Source organism: Gemmatimonadales bacterium, assembly GCA_036265815.1.
Lineage (GTDB): Bacteria > Gemmatimonadota > Gemmatimonadetes > Gemmatimonadales > GWC2-71-9 > CAVVWJ01.
This window is the reverse complement of record DATAOI010000060.1, coordinates 1-15,467: the sequence shown is the minus strand read 5'-3', so window position 1 is coordinate 15,467 and position 15,467 is coordinate 1. Positions and strand designations below refer to the sequence as shown.

The 15,467-nt window shown below is 69.0% G+C and carries 16 protein-coding genes; 5 read left to right on the top strand and 11 right to left on the bottom strand.

Annotation, left to right across the window (positions count from 1 at the left end; all coding sequences use genetic code 11):
- The 5 genes from VHR41_13525 to VHR41_13505 all read left to right on the top strand — a co-directional run.
- A partial coding sequence (locus VHR41_13525) for a response regulator (GenBank protein ID HEX3235215.1) occupies nt 1–1,802 on the top strand: 1,802 nt, incomplete at its 5' end.
- A 10-nt stretch (nt 1,803–1,812) separates the two neighbouring features.
- Complete coding sequence (locus VHR41_13520) at nt 1,813–2,058, top strand: hypothetical protein (protein ID HEX3235214.1); 246 nt, start codon at nt 1,813–1,815, stop codon at nt 2,056–2,058.
- A gap of 15 nt (nt 2,059–2,073) precedes the next feature.
- Entirely contained in the window at nt 2,074–2,514 is a 441-nt protein-coding gene (locus VHR41_13515) for a VOC family protein (GenBank protein HEX3235213.1), read from the top strand.
- Between the two features lie 176 nt (nt 2,515–2,690).
- Nucleotides 2,691–3,530, top strand: a complete 840-nt coding sequence (locus VHR41_13510) for an AraC family transcriptional regulator (protein ID HEX3235212.1) — start codon at nt 2,691–2,693, stop codon at nt 3,528–3,530.
- A 34-nt stretch (nt 3,531–3,564) separates the two neighbouring features.
- A complete protein-coding gene (locus VHR41_13505) occupies nt 3,565–4,599 on the top strand; it encodes a hypothetical protein (protein HEX3235211.1) in 1,035 nt (344 codons plus the stop codon).
- Nucleotides 4,600–4,630: 31 nt separating this feature from the next.
- Here VHR41_13505 and VHR41_13500 read toward each other — a convergent pair whose 3' ends face one another.
- The 11 genes from VHR41_13500 to VHR41_13450 all read right to left on the bottom strand — a co-directional run.
- Complete coding sequence (locus tag VHR41_13500; GenBank protein HEX3235210.1) at nt 4,631–5,380, bottom strand: hypothetical protein; 750 nt, start codon at nt 5,378–5,380, stop codon at nt 4,631–4,633.
- Nucleotides 5,377–6,300, bottom strand: a complete 924-nt coding sequence (locus VHR41_13495; GenBank protein HEX3235209.1) for a DUF3592 domain-containing protein — start codon at nt 6,298–6,300, stop codon at nt 5,377–5,379. Before VHR41_13495 ends, VHR41_13500 begins: the two co-directional genes overlap by 4 nt.
- Nucleotides 6,301–6,303: 3 nt before the next feature.
- On the bottom strand, nt 6,304–7,308 hold the full coding sequence (locus VHR41_13490; protein ID HEX3235208.1) for a hypothetical protein: 1,005 nt from the start codon (nt 7,306–7,308) through the stop codon (nt 6,304–6,306).
- Nucleotides 7,305–7,643 (bottom strand): kelch repeat-containing protein, encoded by a 339-nt coding sequence (locus tag VHR41_13485; protein HEX3235207.1) that lies wholly within the window; start codon nt 7,641–7,643, stop codon nt 7,305–7,307. The genes VHR41_13490 and VHR41_13485 overlap by 4 nt, the downstream gene beginning before the upstream one ends.
- A gap of 187 nt (nt 7,644–7,830) precedes the next feature.
- Nucleotides 7,831–8,805 carry a hypothetical protein gene (locus VHR41_13480; protein HEX3235206.1) on the bottom strand — a complete coding sequence of 325 codons (975 nt, stop codon included), beginning with the start codon at nt 8,803–8,805 and terminating at the stop codon, nt 7,831–7,833.
- Nucleotides 8,806–8,843: 38 nt separating this feature from the next.
- On the bottom strand, nt 8,844–10,031 hold the full coding sequence (locus VHR41_13475) for a hypothetical protein (protein ID HEX3235205.1): 1,188 nt from the start codon (nt 10,029–10,031) through the stop codon (nt 8,844–8,846).
- Between the two features lie 2 nt (nt 10,032–10,033).
- The gene (locus VHR41_13470) at nt 10,034–10,552 is read right to left on the bottom strand and encodes a hypothetical protein (protein ID HEX3235204.1); all 519 of its coding nucleotides are present in this window, start codon (nt 10,550–10,552) and stop codon (nt 10,034–10,036) included.
- A gap of 41 nt (nt 10,553–10,593) precedes the next feature.
- Nucleotides 10,594–11,721: an OmpA family protein gene (locus VHR41_13465; protein ID HEX3235203.1), complete on the bottom strand. Its 1,128-nt coding sequence runs from the start codon at nt 11,719–11,721 to the stop codon at nt 10,594–10,596.
- Nucleotides 11,718–12,233, bottom strand: coding sequence for a hypothetical protein (locus VHR41_13460; GenBank protein HEX3235202.1), 516 nt, complete (start codon nt 12,231–12,233; stop codon nt 11,718–11,720). Before VHR41_13460 ends, VHR41_13465 begins: the two co-directional genes overlap by 4 nt.
- Nucleotides 12,234–12,264: 31 nt before the next feature.
- Nucleotides 12,265–15,195, bottom strand: a complete 2,931-nt coding sequence (locus VHR41_13455) for a hypothetical protein (protein ID HEX3235201.1) — start codon at nt 15,193–15,195, stop codon at nt 12,265–12,267.
- A gap of 2 nt (nt 15,196–15,197) precedes the next feature.
- Nucleotides 15,198–15,467, bottom strand: a 270-nt coding sequence (locus tag VHR41_13450; protein HEX3235200.1) for a hypothetical protein, incomplete at its 5' end; no start/stop codon positions are given.

Below are 15,467 nucleotides of genomic sequence, written 5' to 3'. Positions count from 1 at the left end.
GCGCCGATCTCGGCATCGACGCCTTGCTCACCTTCGGACGCCCGTGGGCCGACACCGCGACCGTGGCGCCGGGACGGATGGGACCGCCCGCGGCCACCTCCTGGAGCCTGCTCGGTATCGGCCTGCTGGCGGCGCTGGGTGGCCGTCGAGCCCGCCAGGCCGCCGCCATGGTGGGGCTCGCGACCATGGTGATCGCCTCGCTTGCGATCATCGGCTACCTCTTCGGCGCGAACCCCCTGTACACGGTGGCTCCGCTCACCGCCATCGCGCTGCAGACCGCGATCATCATCATGGCGGCCGGAGCGGGCCTGGTGTCGGCGCTGCCGGACACCGAACCGATGCGGACGCTGGTGGAGCCCAGCGCCGCGGGCCTGCTCGCGCGGCGCGCCCTCCCGTTCGTCCTCGTGGTGCCCGTAGCCCTGGGGCTGCTCATGATCCAGGGGCGGCAAGCCGAGTGGTTCGACCGCGGCATGGCGTACTCGCTGCTGGTGCTCGCGCTCATCATCGCAATGACCGCCGTCCTGTGGTGGTGCGTAGGCGCGGTCTGGGCGCACGAGCGGGCGTTGGTTGACGCCAACCGGACCGTCCGCGAGAACGAGGTCCGGTTCCGCCAGATCGCGAAGATGGAAGCGATCGGGCGGCTCGCGGGAGGCGTCGCCCACGACTTCAACAACCAGCTCAACGCGGTGATGGGATTCGCCGGCTTCGCGGCGCGGGACCCGGGAATCGGCGAGCGGGCTCGGCACGACCTCGAGGAGGTCCTCAAGGCCACCGATCGCATGGCCGGTCTCACCCGCCAGCTCCTGGCGTTCAGCCGCCAGCAGGTGCTCCAGCCCGAGACGCTGCAGCTCAACGCGGCGGTGCTGGACGGCACCTCGCTGCTGCAGCGCCTCATCGGGAGCCACATCGAGACGCGGCTGGACCTCACGGCCGATCCCACCTGGGTGCGGGTGGACCGCGCGCAGCTGTTGCAGGTGTTGATGAATCTGGCGATCAACGCGCGGGACGCGATGCCGAAGGGCGGCCGCCTCAGCATTCGCACCGGCCGGCTGGAGGTCCCCGCGGGGGAGCGGCCAGGTGAGACGGGCGACGGGGTGGCCCCCGGCGTGTACGTGCTGCTGGCGGTGGGCGACAACGGCGCCGGCATCCGGCCCGAGCATCTGCCCCATATCTTCGAGCCCTTCTTCACGACCAAGGAGCAAGGCCAGGGCACCGGGCTCGGACTCGCCACGGTACACGGGATCGTCACCCAGTCGCAGGGGCAGATCCGGGTGGAGAGCCGCGCGGGCGAGGGGAGCGAGTTCACCGTCCTCTTCCCTGCCGTGGCCGACACGTCGGGCACGACGGAGGTGACCGACGGCGGGCGGACCGACGGTCGGCGGGGGGCGACGCGGCGGCCGGGGCGACTCTTGGTGGTGGACGACGAGGATTCGGTGCGCAGGGTGGTGAGCCGGACGTTGGAGGAGGAAGGCTACGAGGTCAGGCAGGCGCGGAACGGGCGGGAGGCGCTCGAGTGCCTGGCCAGGAACGGCGGAGTGGACGTGGTGCTCACCGACGTCGTCATGCCGGAGCTGGGCGGCCGAGAGCTGGTCGAGCGCCTGGCGGTGGAGTACCCGGGCCTGCCGGTGATCTGGATGTCGGGGCATCCCCACGACACCACCTTCGCCGACGGCGGCCCCGCCGGCGCGCGCCCGTTCCTGCAGAAGCCGATTTCAACGGACGTGCTGGTGCGGACGGTGGAGGGGTTGCTGGCGCGGCGTAGGCCGGACTTCGCGGAGGAAGAGCTTCCGGAACGAAGATGACGGTAGCCAGGTGGCTCCGCGGGAGGAACGGCTCGCGAATATCGGTTCGGGCAGCACCGACGTGCAGATCATCGACGACGAGCGTGAGATCACGGTCCGGCTGTTCGGGGACATGGCAATCGTGCAGAACCTCTCGACCCTGCACGGTAGCTTCGGCGGGGTGCCGACGGATACGGACCTGCGGGGAGCGTTCGTGTGCGTGCGGAGGGGGGGGTGGAAGTTGGCGACCAATCAGCTCACGGCGGTCGGGTCCTGACCGCGGCAAAGGGACATGACGATCAAGAGAATGGACCACGTCAGCGTCGTCGTCGACGACCTTGCACCCGCTATCGCTTTCTTCACCACCCTCGGAATGGCGCTGGAAGGCAAGACGCCGGTCGAGGGCCCGTGGGTGGATCGCATCAACGGGCTCGAAAGTGTCCAAGTCGACATCGTCATGATGCGGACCCCAGATGGGCACGGGCGGCTTGAGCTGACGAAGTTTCGCAATCCAAAACTGGTCGAGATCGAACCGGCGATCGCACCGCCGAACACGCTGGGCCTCCGGAGCGTCATGTTTACCGTCGAAAGCGTCGACGACACTGTCGCTCGCCTGCGCGCCAACGGCGCCGAACTGGTCGGCGAGGTCGTCCAGTACAAGGACAAGTACCGGCTCTGCTACATGCGAGGCCCTGCGGGCATCATCGTCGCGCTGGCCGAGGAACTCTTCTGAGGCGTTCACCCCCTTCCGGGGAAACCGTCCACAACGCGTTCCCCGACCGGAACTTCCAGGACCCGGCGCCGGGCGCTTTCACGAAACCTTCAGGAGCCGGCTCCAGTAGTGGAACAGGAGCGCTCCAGCCCCAATAGACTCCTCCCCGTTCAAGCCCGGCGAGATCGCGAGGCTCTATGCATCAACCCCACACTGCGGAGCTGGGCATGGTCAGGACCAGGGCCATCGGCGGCTTCCGCCTCACCGAGTTCGCCCAGCCGCCGCACCGGCGGCTCCCCTGGCATGAGCATCACGCGGCCAGCATCTGCTTCGTGGTCGCCGGCTCGTACGCCGAGCGGCTGCGAAGCGTGGCGCGGGAGTGTCCGCCGCAGTCCGTCATGTTCAAGCCGGCCGCCGAACGACACGCCGACGAGTTCGGAAGTGACGGCGGCACTTGCCTGCTGATCGAGATCGCCCCCGGCCGGCTCGAGACCATCGAGCCCTATGCCGACATCACCACCCGACCGGGTCTGTTCCGCACGGCCACGCTCGCGGGGCTGGGCCAGCGCATCTACCGGGAATTCACCGACGGAGACGGCCTCTCGCCGCTCGCGGTGGAGGGCCTGATCCTGGAGCTGCTGGTCGAAGCGTCGCGAGCCGCCGGCGGCGAATCCACCGGAGCCCGACCCGCGTGGCTGGCCCGGGCCCGCGACCTGATCCACGAGAGCCTCGACCAGCCGCTCACCCTGTCGTCCATCGCGCGGCAGGTCGGGATCCACCCCGCCCACCTGGCGCGGAGCTTCCGGGCCCAGTACCACCGATCCACCGGCGACTACATCCGCCGGCTTCGGATCGAGCGCGCCGCGCGGGAGTTGGCCGACGGCAGCGCCTCGATCGCGGAGATCAGCGTCCGGTCGGGCTTCTGCGATCAGAGTCATTTTTCCCGGGTGTTCCGGAAGCACACGGGTATGACCCCCGCCGCGTTCCGCGCCACCACCAGACGTCACTCCCGTACCAGCGCGCAGCCCCCGTTCTAGAACCGCCTAGTCGAGGGAGGTAGACTCGACCGGGATGAGGCCGCGCACCTACCTGACCGCCCTTCTCCTGGCCGTGAGCCCGCTCCCGCTCCACGGCCAGGCCGCGCGGAACGGCGAGCACGAATTCGACTTCGAGATCGGGAACTGGAAGACCCACATCTCCCGGCTGGAGCGCCCGCTGTCCGGCAGCACCAAGTGGACCGCCTACGACGGGACCTCGTTGGTCCGGAAGCTTTGGAATGGCCGCGCCAACACCGTCGAGCTGGAGGTGGACGGGCCGGACGGCCGGCACATCCAGGGGTTGTCGCTCCGGCTGTACAATCCCCGCTCGGGTCAGTGGAGCCTCAATTACGTCAGCTCGGCGAGCGGCACCCTGGGCGTCCCCACGGTCGGCAGGTTTGAGAATGGGCGGGGCGAGTTCTACGACCAGGAAGAGTTCGACGGCCGGATGATCCTGGTGCGGAACGTCTGGAAGGACATCACGCCCGGCTCGTGCCGCTTCGAGCAATCGTTCTCGGACGACGGGGGCAAGACCTGGGAACTCAACTGGATCGCGACCGACACTAGGATCCGGGAGGAACCGGCCCCGCCGACCAATGACGCGCCGCACGATTTCGACTTCGAGATCGGAACCTGGACGGTCCGGAACTCCCGGCTGCTGCACCCGCTCACCGACTCGGCGAGCTGGATCCACTTCGACGGCACGTCGGTGGCCCGAAAGCTGTGGAACGGCCGCGGCGTCCTTCTCGAGCTGGCCTCGAATCCACCGTCCGGCCACAGTGAAGGCCTGATCCTCAGGACCTACAATCCCCAGGCGCGTCAGTGGAACGTGTCGTTCGCCGGCAGCGGAGGGGGGGTGATGACCCCACCGGCGATCGGCGGGTTCCGCGGGGGACGGGGCGAGTTCTACGACATGGAGCAGCTCGACGACGGCCGCACCGTTCTCGCCCGGAGCGTGCTGTCCGATATCACGCCGACGTCCTACCGCCTGGAACAGGCGTATTCCGCCGATGGCGGGAAGACCTGGCAGGTCGCGTGGACCTCGCAGCATACGCGGGTGCATCGCTGACCTCGGCGACCGATGCCCCCGGCCGGCAACCCTATCGATTGAGCACCGCCGCCGCGATTGCCGCGACCACGAGGAAGATTGCGCACGCGATCCACACCCGCATCTCGGCCCGCTCCGCCGCCGGACTCGGCTGCCACAGTCGGTCCCGGTTCAACGCCGTGAACGCCTCGGCGAACGGCGCGTCGCGGATGGCATAGACGCGGCGTTGGGCGCGGTCGAGTAGGTCGGACACGTCGGGGCTGAAGTCGAAGGCGAGGGTGACGCTGGTCTGCTTCGGTACCATGCAGTTGCGAGTGTCCCACCAGGCATACGCCAGCAGACCCGCGCCGGAGAGTCCGAACAGGAGCGCAAGGCCGCGCTCGAAGACGCCGGTCGCGTCGCCCGGGTGGGTCGGAGGCTCGATCGTGGTGAGCAGATAGACGGCGAAGCCGAGCGGAAACACCGCCGGAAAGAACCGGATGAGCATGCCGCCGAGACGCCGACGCCAGCGCGACGCCAGCGACTCGCGCTCGCGCGCGTCCTGCGCGATGCAGGCGCGACAGTACGGCACCCGCGCGGTGTCGATGCGGTAGCCCAGATATCGTCTCGAGAAGGCGCGGCGCTGATAGCCCGCACTCCGGCCGAACACCTTGCGGACGGGCAACCGCTCGGTCGTCGCGGCACCGCAGTTTGCGCAGCGGTCGGGGAATCCGAGCGAGCGGAGCGTCCCCGTGAGCTCGACCCGGTTGGGGTGCTGCGCGACCAGGCCGTCGAGGCGGTCCACCGGCGCCGTGGCGCTCATGCGGCCGCCGCCGCACGGCGCCGCCCGCGCAGGCGCCAGGCCAGCCCCGCTGCGACACCGATCCCGGCCCAGGCAAGCACGAGAAAGAGAAAGTGGAACCGGTTCCGCTGGCGGAACGTGCGAGTGGCATCGACCAGCATCGCCTGGCGAGGCGCAGCCGGTGGATATCGCACCCTCACCACGGCGCCGGGGGCGAGCGCTAACACCGAGGCCGCGTCCACCACGTCCACCGCCAGCACCGAGTCAAGCTCCCCGGCGGGAGCGAACCGCAGCTGCACGACGTCGTAGGGCACGCTCAGCCGCTCTGGATGCGAGTTGATGCTGTTCATATTGCGGTACCCGGAAGGGCGGGGGCTATTCTCCACCAGTGAAACACCGGTTACGCGCGCCGTCGTCTCAGTGCCGGCGGCTGTCCTGGGCGGCCGTACCGGAAAGAGGAACGCCAGGGCGAGGCCAAGCCATGCGGCCCCGGTCGCGAGCACGACGAACGAGGCGATACGTGCGGCGAGCACGAACGCGACGAAGCCGCTCACGCACCAGTCGACCAGCGGGTCCGAGCCGAGCTCGCGGGCCGCCTGCCATACGGCGTCGCGCGTAGAGTGGCTCGCGAGCCGGGCATAGATCGGGCAGCAGGGCACGTACCGCACGGTGACCGGGTCACCCGGGTGGATCCGGTCGAACTCCGCCGAGTCCGCCCAGACGGACGGACGAAAACCTGATCTGAGCTCCGGGACCTCGAGGACGAGGGACCGCCGCAGGTACCAACCACCGGTCGGATCATGCTCGATCCCGATCGTCTCGTCCTTGCGGGTGACGGTCCCGACGGCCGTCTCGCCATGTGTGTCGAGCCAGAGCGAGGCGCCGATTATCGGCAGCGCGATGAGCGCGGCGGTCAGCACTACCCGGACGAGTGCCCGCATCCTTCAGGGCAGGTATGCCTGGTTGACGGTGCCGCCGCTCAAACCGGCAACGACATAAAACGCACCGCTGATCGCTCCGCCTGCGACGAACGAGCGCGCGGCCAGCATGTAGTTCGGCTTACGCCACGTATTGGTCGCCGGGTCGTACACCTCGATCGCTATCGACTTGTTCAGCGCGGCGTCCTGCCCGCCGGCGACGTACAGCTTGCCGTTGATCACCCCGGACGTCCCGCTGGCGTGGTAGCCAAGCGGCGCCGCAAGGGACGCCCAGCTGTTGGTGGCCGGGTCGTAGCGGTCGAAACGCCTGACGTATCCTCCCGCGCCGGCAGCCGTCAGCACATAGAGCTTGCCGCCGATCGCTGCGCTGACGCCGAGGCCCCCGGCCACCGGCATCGCGGCCTTGGTCGTCCAGCTATTGGTCGAGGAGTTGTAGGCGTAGAGGGTGTTGGGGTAGCTGCTGCCATGGCGGCCGCCGGGCAGATAAAGTACGCCGTTGATGACCGCGGCTCCGTCGGCGTCCGAGACGGCCTGCGGCAGTGACGCGCGGCTGGCCCATTTGTCCGTACTCGGAGTGTACGACTGGTTGGTGGTGAGCGGCGCCAGGGTGGTGGCCGAGATGCCGCCAACGACGTAGAGCTTGCTCCCGATCACCGCGAACATGGGGCCGACCATCGCCATCGGTAGCGGAGCCTTGGTCACCCAGATGTTGCCCTGGGTATACGACTGGTTGGTGGCCAGCCTGCTGGTGGAATTGACTCCGCCTACGGCGTACAGCTTCTTCCCGACCGGCGCGGCGCCGAAGTGAGCACGGACCGTGCTCGACGCCGACACGGTGTGCCAGGTGTTGCTCCCCGGGTCATAGGCCGCGCCTGCCGGCCCTGAGCGCGGCTGAAGCATGAAGGCCTTACTGGTCCAGGTGTCCGTCGCGGGATCGTACACGTCGAGCCGGGCGTTCGTCGGCGTAAAGGCATCCTCACCACCGGCGAGGTAGAGCTTGCCGCCGATCACGCCGACGGCGCCTTCGTCGCCCAGGTGTTGGTGGACGGATTGTAGGCGTAGGTGGTGGTGGTGGCGCCGTTCGAGCTCAATCCGCCGGCAACGTAGAGTACCCCATTGATCGTCCCGCTGCCGTTAAGAGCGCTCCGCCCCTGAGGGAGCGAGGCCTTCGCGGTCCACGTGTTGCTGCCCGGAGTGTAGGCCTCGACCTTCGTAAGGTTTCCGCCGCTCCCGCTTCCTCCGATCACATACACGATTCCGTTCACGACCCCGACCGTAAGTCCATCGCGTGCGGTGGGCATCGCGGCCTTGGTGGCCCATACGTTGGTGGTCGCAGTGGCCGCCATCGGGACACCCGGGTCGACGGGGGCTTGCTCCGGAGGCTCCGGGCCCAAGGTGTCGGGCTCCGCGCACGCTACGGTGACGATCAGCAACCATCCCCAACGCCTTCCCATTGACATTGCAGGCTCCCTTCGATTCGGACGCCATCCTCGGTCTCGCCACGGAACGTGGCGTTGAGCCCATGTCAGCGGCTCACTTCACCCGCGGCAGCACCAGCTTGGCCAGGTGCTCGAGCCTCGGCCGCGTCGCTTCGATCGGCTCGTTGGCCTGCGCATCCATGCTGAACGTCACGATCCGCGGGCCGGCATAGACGGCGAGAAAGCCACGCTCCCGGTACTTGTCGCCCGGGTAGATGGTCGTAAAGAACGCGCGCTCCCCGAGCCCGGCGACCGGCAGCCGTGGTTGCTTACCGGCCTCCATCTCCCCGAGCACATAGTCGAGCTGCTTCTCCGGCGGCTTGGTCTGGAACAGATCGATCGAGCCGCCCGAGTAGTCGCAGTGCGGTCCCCAGGACATGTCGGTCGCCACCGGATCGGAGGAGAGGTCGGGCCCGCTGGGGTCGGCCCCGTACGCCTGCTCGAATTCGGCGGTGGTGGCCAGCTCGCAGACGTTCTTCCCCGACGCGCGTTGACCTGCCGGGGCCGTCTGCATCACCAGCTTCAGAATGCGCACCATCGCATCCTTCTGGTCCCCAATGCTGGAGAGGGGGCCGCTGTGGAGCGTGACATGGTACACGTGACCGCCACCGGCCGCGGCGGCCTCGCCCCCGTCGCCGCCGTACGCCCACCCTCCGGATCCGACATCGATCCGTTCGGCCTCGGCATCCTGGCCGTTCATGACCTTCGCCGATTGCTTTACCCTGCCGAACACACCCTCGGCCAGCGAGGCGGGCTCGCCGGTGAGCTCGATGAAGGTGCCCCGGTAGCGACCGGTCATCTCGTACCCGCAGTTGAAGCTGTCCTGGCTCCCGGCTGAGGCCTTCAGAGTGACGGGGAAGCCAGCCGCTGTGCTCACGTCTTTGAACGAGGGGCAGTAGGACGGTGTCCGGCCCGAGCTGGCCGTCGCGGACGTCGCCTGGCCCGCTGCGTCGTCCCGGCAGCCCCCGAAACCGACCATTCCGAGCGCGGTGATCAGCACGAGTCCGAGGGACCGAAATGTGGAACGCATACGCTCCTCCTGAACGTCGTTTGGTCGAGTGGCGGAGGTCACAACCGTCCGACGGCGATGCGCGCCAGCCGCACCGCACCGTCGAACCCGGTCGAGGAGACGAGAAAGCCCAGCTCGAGGGCGCGATCGCCCTTGAGGAAGTAGAGCTGGCCGGTCGCGGGATCACCGGCCGCGTCTTCCCAGGGTCCGGTATCGAGGGTGTCGGCCGCGTCGTCGTGCAGGACCGGCGCGACCCGCTCGATGAGGCCGCCGACCCCCTTCATCGCGTCGAAGGCCGTGCCGCCGTACTCCCAGGTCGGCGTGAGGACCAGCGCGTGGTGGCCGGCCGTGAAGTACGAGCAGCTCTTGCCCTGCGCCATCGCCAGCGGGGTCTCCTCGTCGGAGCGGTACGGCGGCACCACCAGCTTGCCGAGCACCGCCTCGACCTCCTCCACCTTGAGGAGGATGCAGGGATCCGGACCGACGGCATTGGCGGGCCGTTCCGACGGGAACGGGAGGTCGGGAATCGCGTCGCGGATGCGGTTGGCGATCGCGACGGTCTGCTCGCGGCTTACTTCGGCCGCGTGGACCTTCACGTCCACCGCGAGGTGGCCCACGCGGCCGAAGAACGCCCGTGAGGTGGTGTCGATCGAGTTGTCCCAGCCCGGAAGCAGGACCGGGGGCAACGAAGCGCGGCGCTCGGCTTCCTTGCACCACGGCTGGGCCTTCGAGGCGGAGTCGCCGCACATCATCTGTCCCATGTTCGCGAACGCCGCGGCCAGCCCGCGCGACCCGGCCGGATCGGTGTAGACCCGGACGTCCACGATCACGCCGCTGGTGTCGGGCTCGAGCGGAGGGAGGTCCGTTTTGCCCAACCGGTCCCCGAGCTTCCGACGGAGCTCGAGCAAGTCGGCATTCCGGCGGGCGGTCGCCGTGTCCAGCGGCAGCGGGTAGACGCAGCCGTCGTCGGTCGGGTAGGGAACGCCGGTGAGCGGGCCGACGATCTTGGCGACCTCGGCGGCGGAGATCCAGCCGCACGCGTCGGTCGGGCGAGTAACGGTGCGCACGACAGTCGCCGAGCCGGCGGGGCTCCGGTCGGGGTTGCCGCTGCGAGCTCCTTCGGCAGTGGCAGTGGTGGTGGACGCGTTGCCGGCGGCTGCCGCGGATGCCGGACTGGCGCCGCGGTCACACGCCGCCAGCAGGGCGAGCCCGGCGAGCGGCAGCAGGCGATGGATGGGGGCCGGCATGGTCAACCCGCCTTCCGCAGCTTCGGAACGGCCGCCTTGGCGAATGCGGTCAGGGTCGGTAGGACCGATTCGGACTTCGCGAGCGGCGTGTCGGCCTCTCTGTAAACGATCACCCGCCAGTGGCCGACCCGCGCGTAGAGACTCCCGCCCGGGTTCTCCTTGGGGTCTTCCACGAAGAACGCGTCGTCGCCGAGCCCGGGGACGGCCCGCGCCTGCTTGCCGTGGTCGAGCATCTGCTTGAGCGCCAGTCCCTTCGGTTCTTTGGGACTGACGTTGGACCAGAGGATGACCGAGCCCTTGGGGCTGGCTTGCTGCCAGTAGCAGGTCGAGACGGGATCGCCCGGCTTGTAGCTGCCCGGGGAGGGGGCTCCCGGATCACGGTTCCCGGAGAGGGTCTTGATCTCCTCGCGCGTCAGGACCGAACACGCGTCCATCACGGGAACCTGAGCGGACAGCACCGCTCCCGGGGCGCAGGTGCAGGCGGTCGCGATGGCGGAGTGCAGGGCTGCCTTCTTCCACATAGAAGCCTCCGAAGTGCGCATTACGAGAGCTCGACAGAGAGTCATCGTGAGCAGTCGCGGACCAGCTCCACCCGCCGGTTGCGCGCACGGCCCTCGATGGTGGCATTGGACTCCCGCGGGTGTTTCGCGCCGTAGCCAACCGCGCCCCAGGCGTGCGTGTCGAGACCGTGCCGCTCGGCCAGACGCGCGCGGACCGCCTCGGCCCGGCGCCGGGAGAGCACGTCGTTGGCCGCCGCGGTGCCGACGCTGTCGGTGTGCCCTTCGACCGTGAACTTCCAGTCGCGGTGTGCAGTGAGAACGCGCGCCACCTCGGCGAGCGCGCGGTCGGAGATCGGGTCGATGATCGCGGTGCCGAACGCGAAGTACACGCCGGGCATCTCCAGCCGGCACTGCGCCTGGAGCTCCTGATCCAGGACCTTCGCTCCCGTGAGGTCTCCGTCGGTCCCGTGCAGCTCCGTGGGCAGATCGGCGCGCACCATCTGGAAGACGTCGCCCTGGAGCACGGACTTGAGCAGCAGTGGGTGGGCGCTGTCGGCCAGGACCCAGAGGTCCCATTCGGTCCGGCGCAGCCCATCGGCAAAGCTCCCCTTGAGCCGCAGCGCCGGCAGCTCGGCTCGGGTGCCGTTGACGAGCAGGGGAAAGGGCTCGGGCCGGGGCGAGACTCGGGTCAGGCTCCCTTTGTAGCGCGCCCGCGGAGGGGCGAGCAGCCCGCTCAGGGGCGTCGCGCTCGCGGTCATGTCGCGGGCCTCGAGCGGCGTCACGATCATGCTGAATGGGGCGGTCCCGGTATCGCGCAGCGCCCGGTACACGGCGGAGGAGATCGAGAGGGCGGTAAAGCCCGGGCGCACCTGCTCGTCCTTGCCGAAGATGTCATCGAAGCGCGGCGCGCCGGCCAGGTCATTGGCACGGACGAAGCGCTTGCGGAAGCCAGCGGTGGTATCGCCCTCGGGCGTGATCGTCCGCTCGTGCCAGGCGTAGTGGACCCCGGTGCTGTCCGCGCTCTTGATCTCGAGGACGTCCTCGCGTTCGCCGAGGGGAGAGTGCAGGACCGAGCCGAGCACGAGGCCCTCGACCAGCGGGATCCGCGGAGCGCCATCCTGCGCCAGCGCGCCCGCGCTCGGGCGTGCGCCCACCAGCGCCGCGACGAGAACCCAGCGTCCCGCAGTCACCGGCACTCCACGCTGCCTTCCATCCGCACGCCATCTGCGGTCTCGCCGCTGAAGGTCGCACTGAGCTTGTCGCCGGTACGCTTCACCGTCGCCCGCCCCGTGCCGGTCTGCTTGCGGCCGAGTTCCGGGTTGTTATCGAGCGCGGGCGGGATCGTGTAGACCCTGTAGTCGATCTCGGTGGCGGGTGTGCCCCACTTGGTGAACGTGACGCCGAGCGAGACCGCGTCGGGCTTCGGGTTCCGCATCCTCGGCGTGGCGAGCCAGAGGTGCGAGAGGTAGGGCGGACCCTTGCGCCAGCCATGCGGCGGGTCCGCCACGAACTCGGCGCCGAAGCCGTGGTCGTCGGCGCCGGAATCGAAGGTCTTGCAGATGGGAGAGCCGCTCATCTCGTAGGTGCCGGCCTGAGGTCCGCCGGTGAGGGTGAAGCGGGCCTTAGGAGACTGGGCGTCGAGCCTGGCCGCCAGAAGGAAGGCGACAACCAAGGGTCCGGCGGATCGAATGAAGCTTCGCATCAGTGAATCTCCTGTTCGAGGGCGTGCTCAGTCATTTGCCGGTCAGCACACCACCGAAACCCATCTCGAGGGTCTCGGTCGCCCATTCCTTGTCGAAATCCGGGATCGTCTTGTCGATCTCGGACAGGGTCTTGGCATCCTGGGAGATGATCTTCTCCAGATCCGGAAGAGTTCCTTTGAGGTCCGAAGCCTGAGCCGTACCGGGGGGCGCCAGGCGGCCAGCCTCGCGGCGAGCCTCGATCAGGGTCTCAAACGCTTCGTTCGCTTCACCCATGGATCGGCGACTCGCCTCCGCCAGCTGGTCGGCATAGCGCATATCAGGGTAGGCCGACTTGGTGTAATTGGACCATTTCATGAACGCCTTCATGTGACTCCTCTGCGCATCCTTATAGGCTTCCTCCGCCAGGCGTACGAATTTGGGCGCCGGTCCGAGTTCCTTCGGCAGGTTCTTGCCGAGGCGCGCGAGGTTCTCAGAGAGCATCTTCTTTCTGAGGGCCGCGACGTTCTCGGCGAGCCAGTGCCTTTCAGCGGCCACGGCCTCCCTCCTTGCGATATAGGCCCGCATCTTCATCACCTGACGCACCTTCAGGATGATCGGCAAGGTGGCCAGCACGCCGGACGCAATAGCCATGTAGGTGCAGTTGCGATGGTTCGCTGCGGCAACCGACTTCGGATTCTGGTACTCGACCGCTCCCATCCACGTCAGCTTGCCTTGGGCCTGCAGGGCAACGATGCCGCCCTTGATCTCGTTGATCCCCAGCTCGAGGCCCTGACACATGGCGTAATCGAACGCGAACTGCTCCGAGCCGGTGATCAAGGCCGAGCGGAGAAGCTGGGCATACTCCTGGCACTGCCCCCAGCCGCTCCCGACCACCCCTCGCGTCACTCCCGTCCGCGGGTCCACCCGCCACCAGCCGATGTATCGCTCAGGCCCCACCGGCGCCGTCGGCGTGACTACGACGAAGCCCGAGTCGAGATCCTGCGCGATCCGTACACGTGCATCGGGCGGGAGCTGTAGCGAGCCGAGGTCCGCGCGGCGGTCGGAGGTGAGCGCGCCCCAGCTTTGGGCTGTCTGATATGCCTCGCCCGTGTTGAGCACCTGCTTGCCCGACCACCAGAAGGCCTCCGCGTTGGTATCGAACACGCCCTGGCGCAGCCGGATCTCGAGCGCGTCGGCCTCCATGAGCGGCACCCCCAGCTCGCCCGCGACCACCTCGATCGCGCCGCGGATCCCAAATCCGTCGCCGAATGCCGCTGGATGCCGGTGGCTGGTGAGGAGATCGAGTCGATCCACGTACACGCGATCCCACACCGGGCTCCACTCGAGGCGGGCCGCGGCCAGTGAGTAGAGCGGACTCAGGGTCGGAGCCGACTGGGCGATCAGGGTATCGGGGTCGGGCAGGTGCGCGCTGTCGGCCGCGACGAGCGAGCGCAGGACCTGCGCGTTGGCGACCACGCTTCGCGCCGCTAGGTGGGTGATGTATTCGGGGGCAAGCCGCGCCGTGACGGGAAGGATCTCGGTGCGGATCATGAGTGAGAGGCTGCGCGTGAGCCGCGCGGCGTCGCTCAGCGCGAGCTGGGCCGGTGCCCCGGCCGCCCGCGCCGCGGGGCCGATGAGATCAAACACTGCCCGGCGCACCACGCGGCGAGGCTCGCCCGGCTCGCGCAGCTCGAACTCGATCCACGCGGCTGTGAGCTCCGGGGGGGCCCCCGACGCCGTCGAAGGCTCCCGCCCGATCGTCGCGATGGCGCCGCCCAGCCCACCCAGACCGGCACCACCAGGGGGCCGGTGTTCGCCGCCGTCGTCGTACAGCGCTCCCTGGGCCAGCGCGCTGTCGCCCGCGAGAAGGGCAATGCCCCAGGCGCGCTGATCGAGCGCGGCCCCGCGGAGCCCGAACTTCGAGCGGGGATCGGGGTGGAGCTGCGCCGGCCAGTGGCCGGGCCAACCTTGGAGCACGATCGCCCGGCCATACAGATCCGCCGGCCGGAGGGTGTCCTCGAGGGCTACGTGCTCGGTGAGCTTGCCGGCGCTCCACCTTTCGCCGACGACGCGGATCGTGAGCTCATGCTCGAGCGATCCCGAGATGGCGGTCGGTGCGAGGGTTTCCGTTGCGGGGATGACTTGAGCAGTGCTCGAGTCCGCCACGCCTGCGAGCAGATCGAGATCGATCCACAGCTCGCCGTCCTGCCGCTGCACCCACCAGTGATCCTGCAGCGCGGTCAGCGCCCGCTCGTATCGCCACTGCCACTCCGCCAACGGGTCTCCCCCGCCGACCTGCGCCAGGAGACGCCGACTCTGGTCGGACACACGCCCGTCGAGCTCGGCGGCGAAACGGGTCACCGCGCTGTCCTGAGTCCCGAGTCCTCGCTCGAGTGCCTCGCCGTCGAGGCGATACTTCGCCGCCGTGGCGCGCAGCGTCCCGCTCGCCAGCGGCGGGACGCGGACGCCGACCGAATCGAGCGCGGGTCTGGCGATCACCAGGGCCGGAAGCAGCGCGGCGGCCCGCTCGCGCGGAAGCTGACCGTGGGCCAGACGCACGGTCTGCCCTGCCCCCTCGAGCAGCGCGGCGAGCAGCAGCGCCCGGTCGAGGTCGTTGCCCTGCCGGTCCATCAGAACGCCGACCGGCCCCCGCAGACGGCCGAGATACGGGATCCAGTCGGTGCTGTCGCGCACCCACGCGAACAGCTTGTCGGGCTCCCGTCCGACGGTCCTCACCACGTAGGCTGGATCCCACCGGTCACGCCGCGCGAGGCTGTCGCCGTCCTGAATGGCGCGGAGGCTGCCGTCGAGCCGAGCAAGGCGGGCCTCGCGCGAAGGGCCGCTCGAGTCGACAGGCCGGGGCACTTCCGTCGCGTGCGACCCGGTCGCGGCCTGCTGATCGGGCCGCCGGGCAACGCGCAGCCCGATGGCCACGAGCAGCAGTGCCGGCACGGCGATGGCCGCGAGGACCCGTCGTCTCATCGTCAGCGTCCCGGCTTCTGTACCGCCGCCACGATGGCTTCGGACTGCTGCTGCACCAGCGGGCCCAGCAGGTCTTCGCCATCCGAGCTCGCCTTGCGCTTGTCCGAGTGCTCGGCCAGCACCGTCCCCCTTGCGTCCTCCAGCCGATAGCTCACGGTCATCTCGTCCTTGTTCCGCACCGACGTCGCATAGTCGTAGGCCGCGGTGCCGGCAGCACCGTACGCGGCGCTCGCCGCGACGCGTCCCGCCACCGATCCGGCCGACGAGCCCAC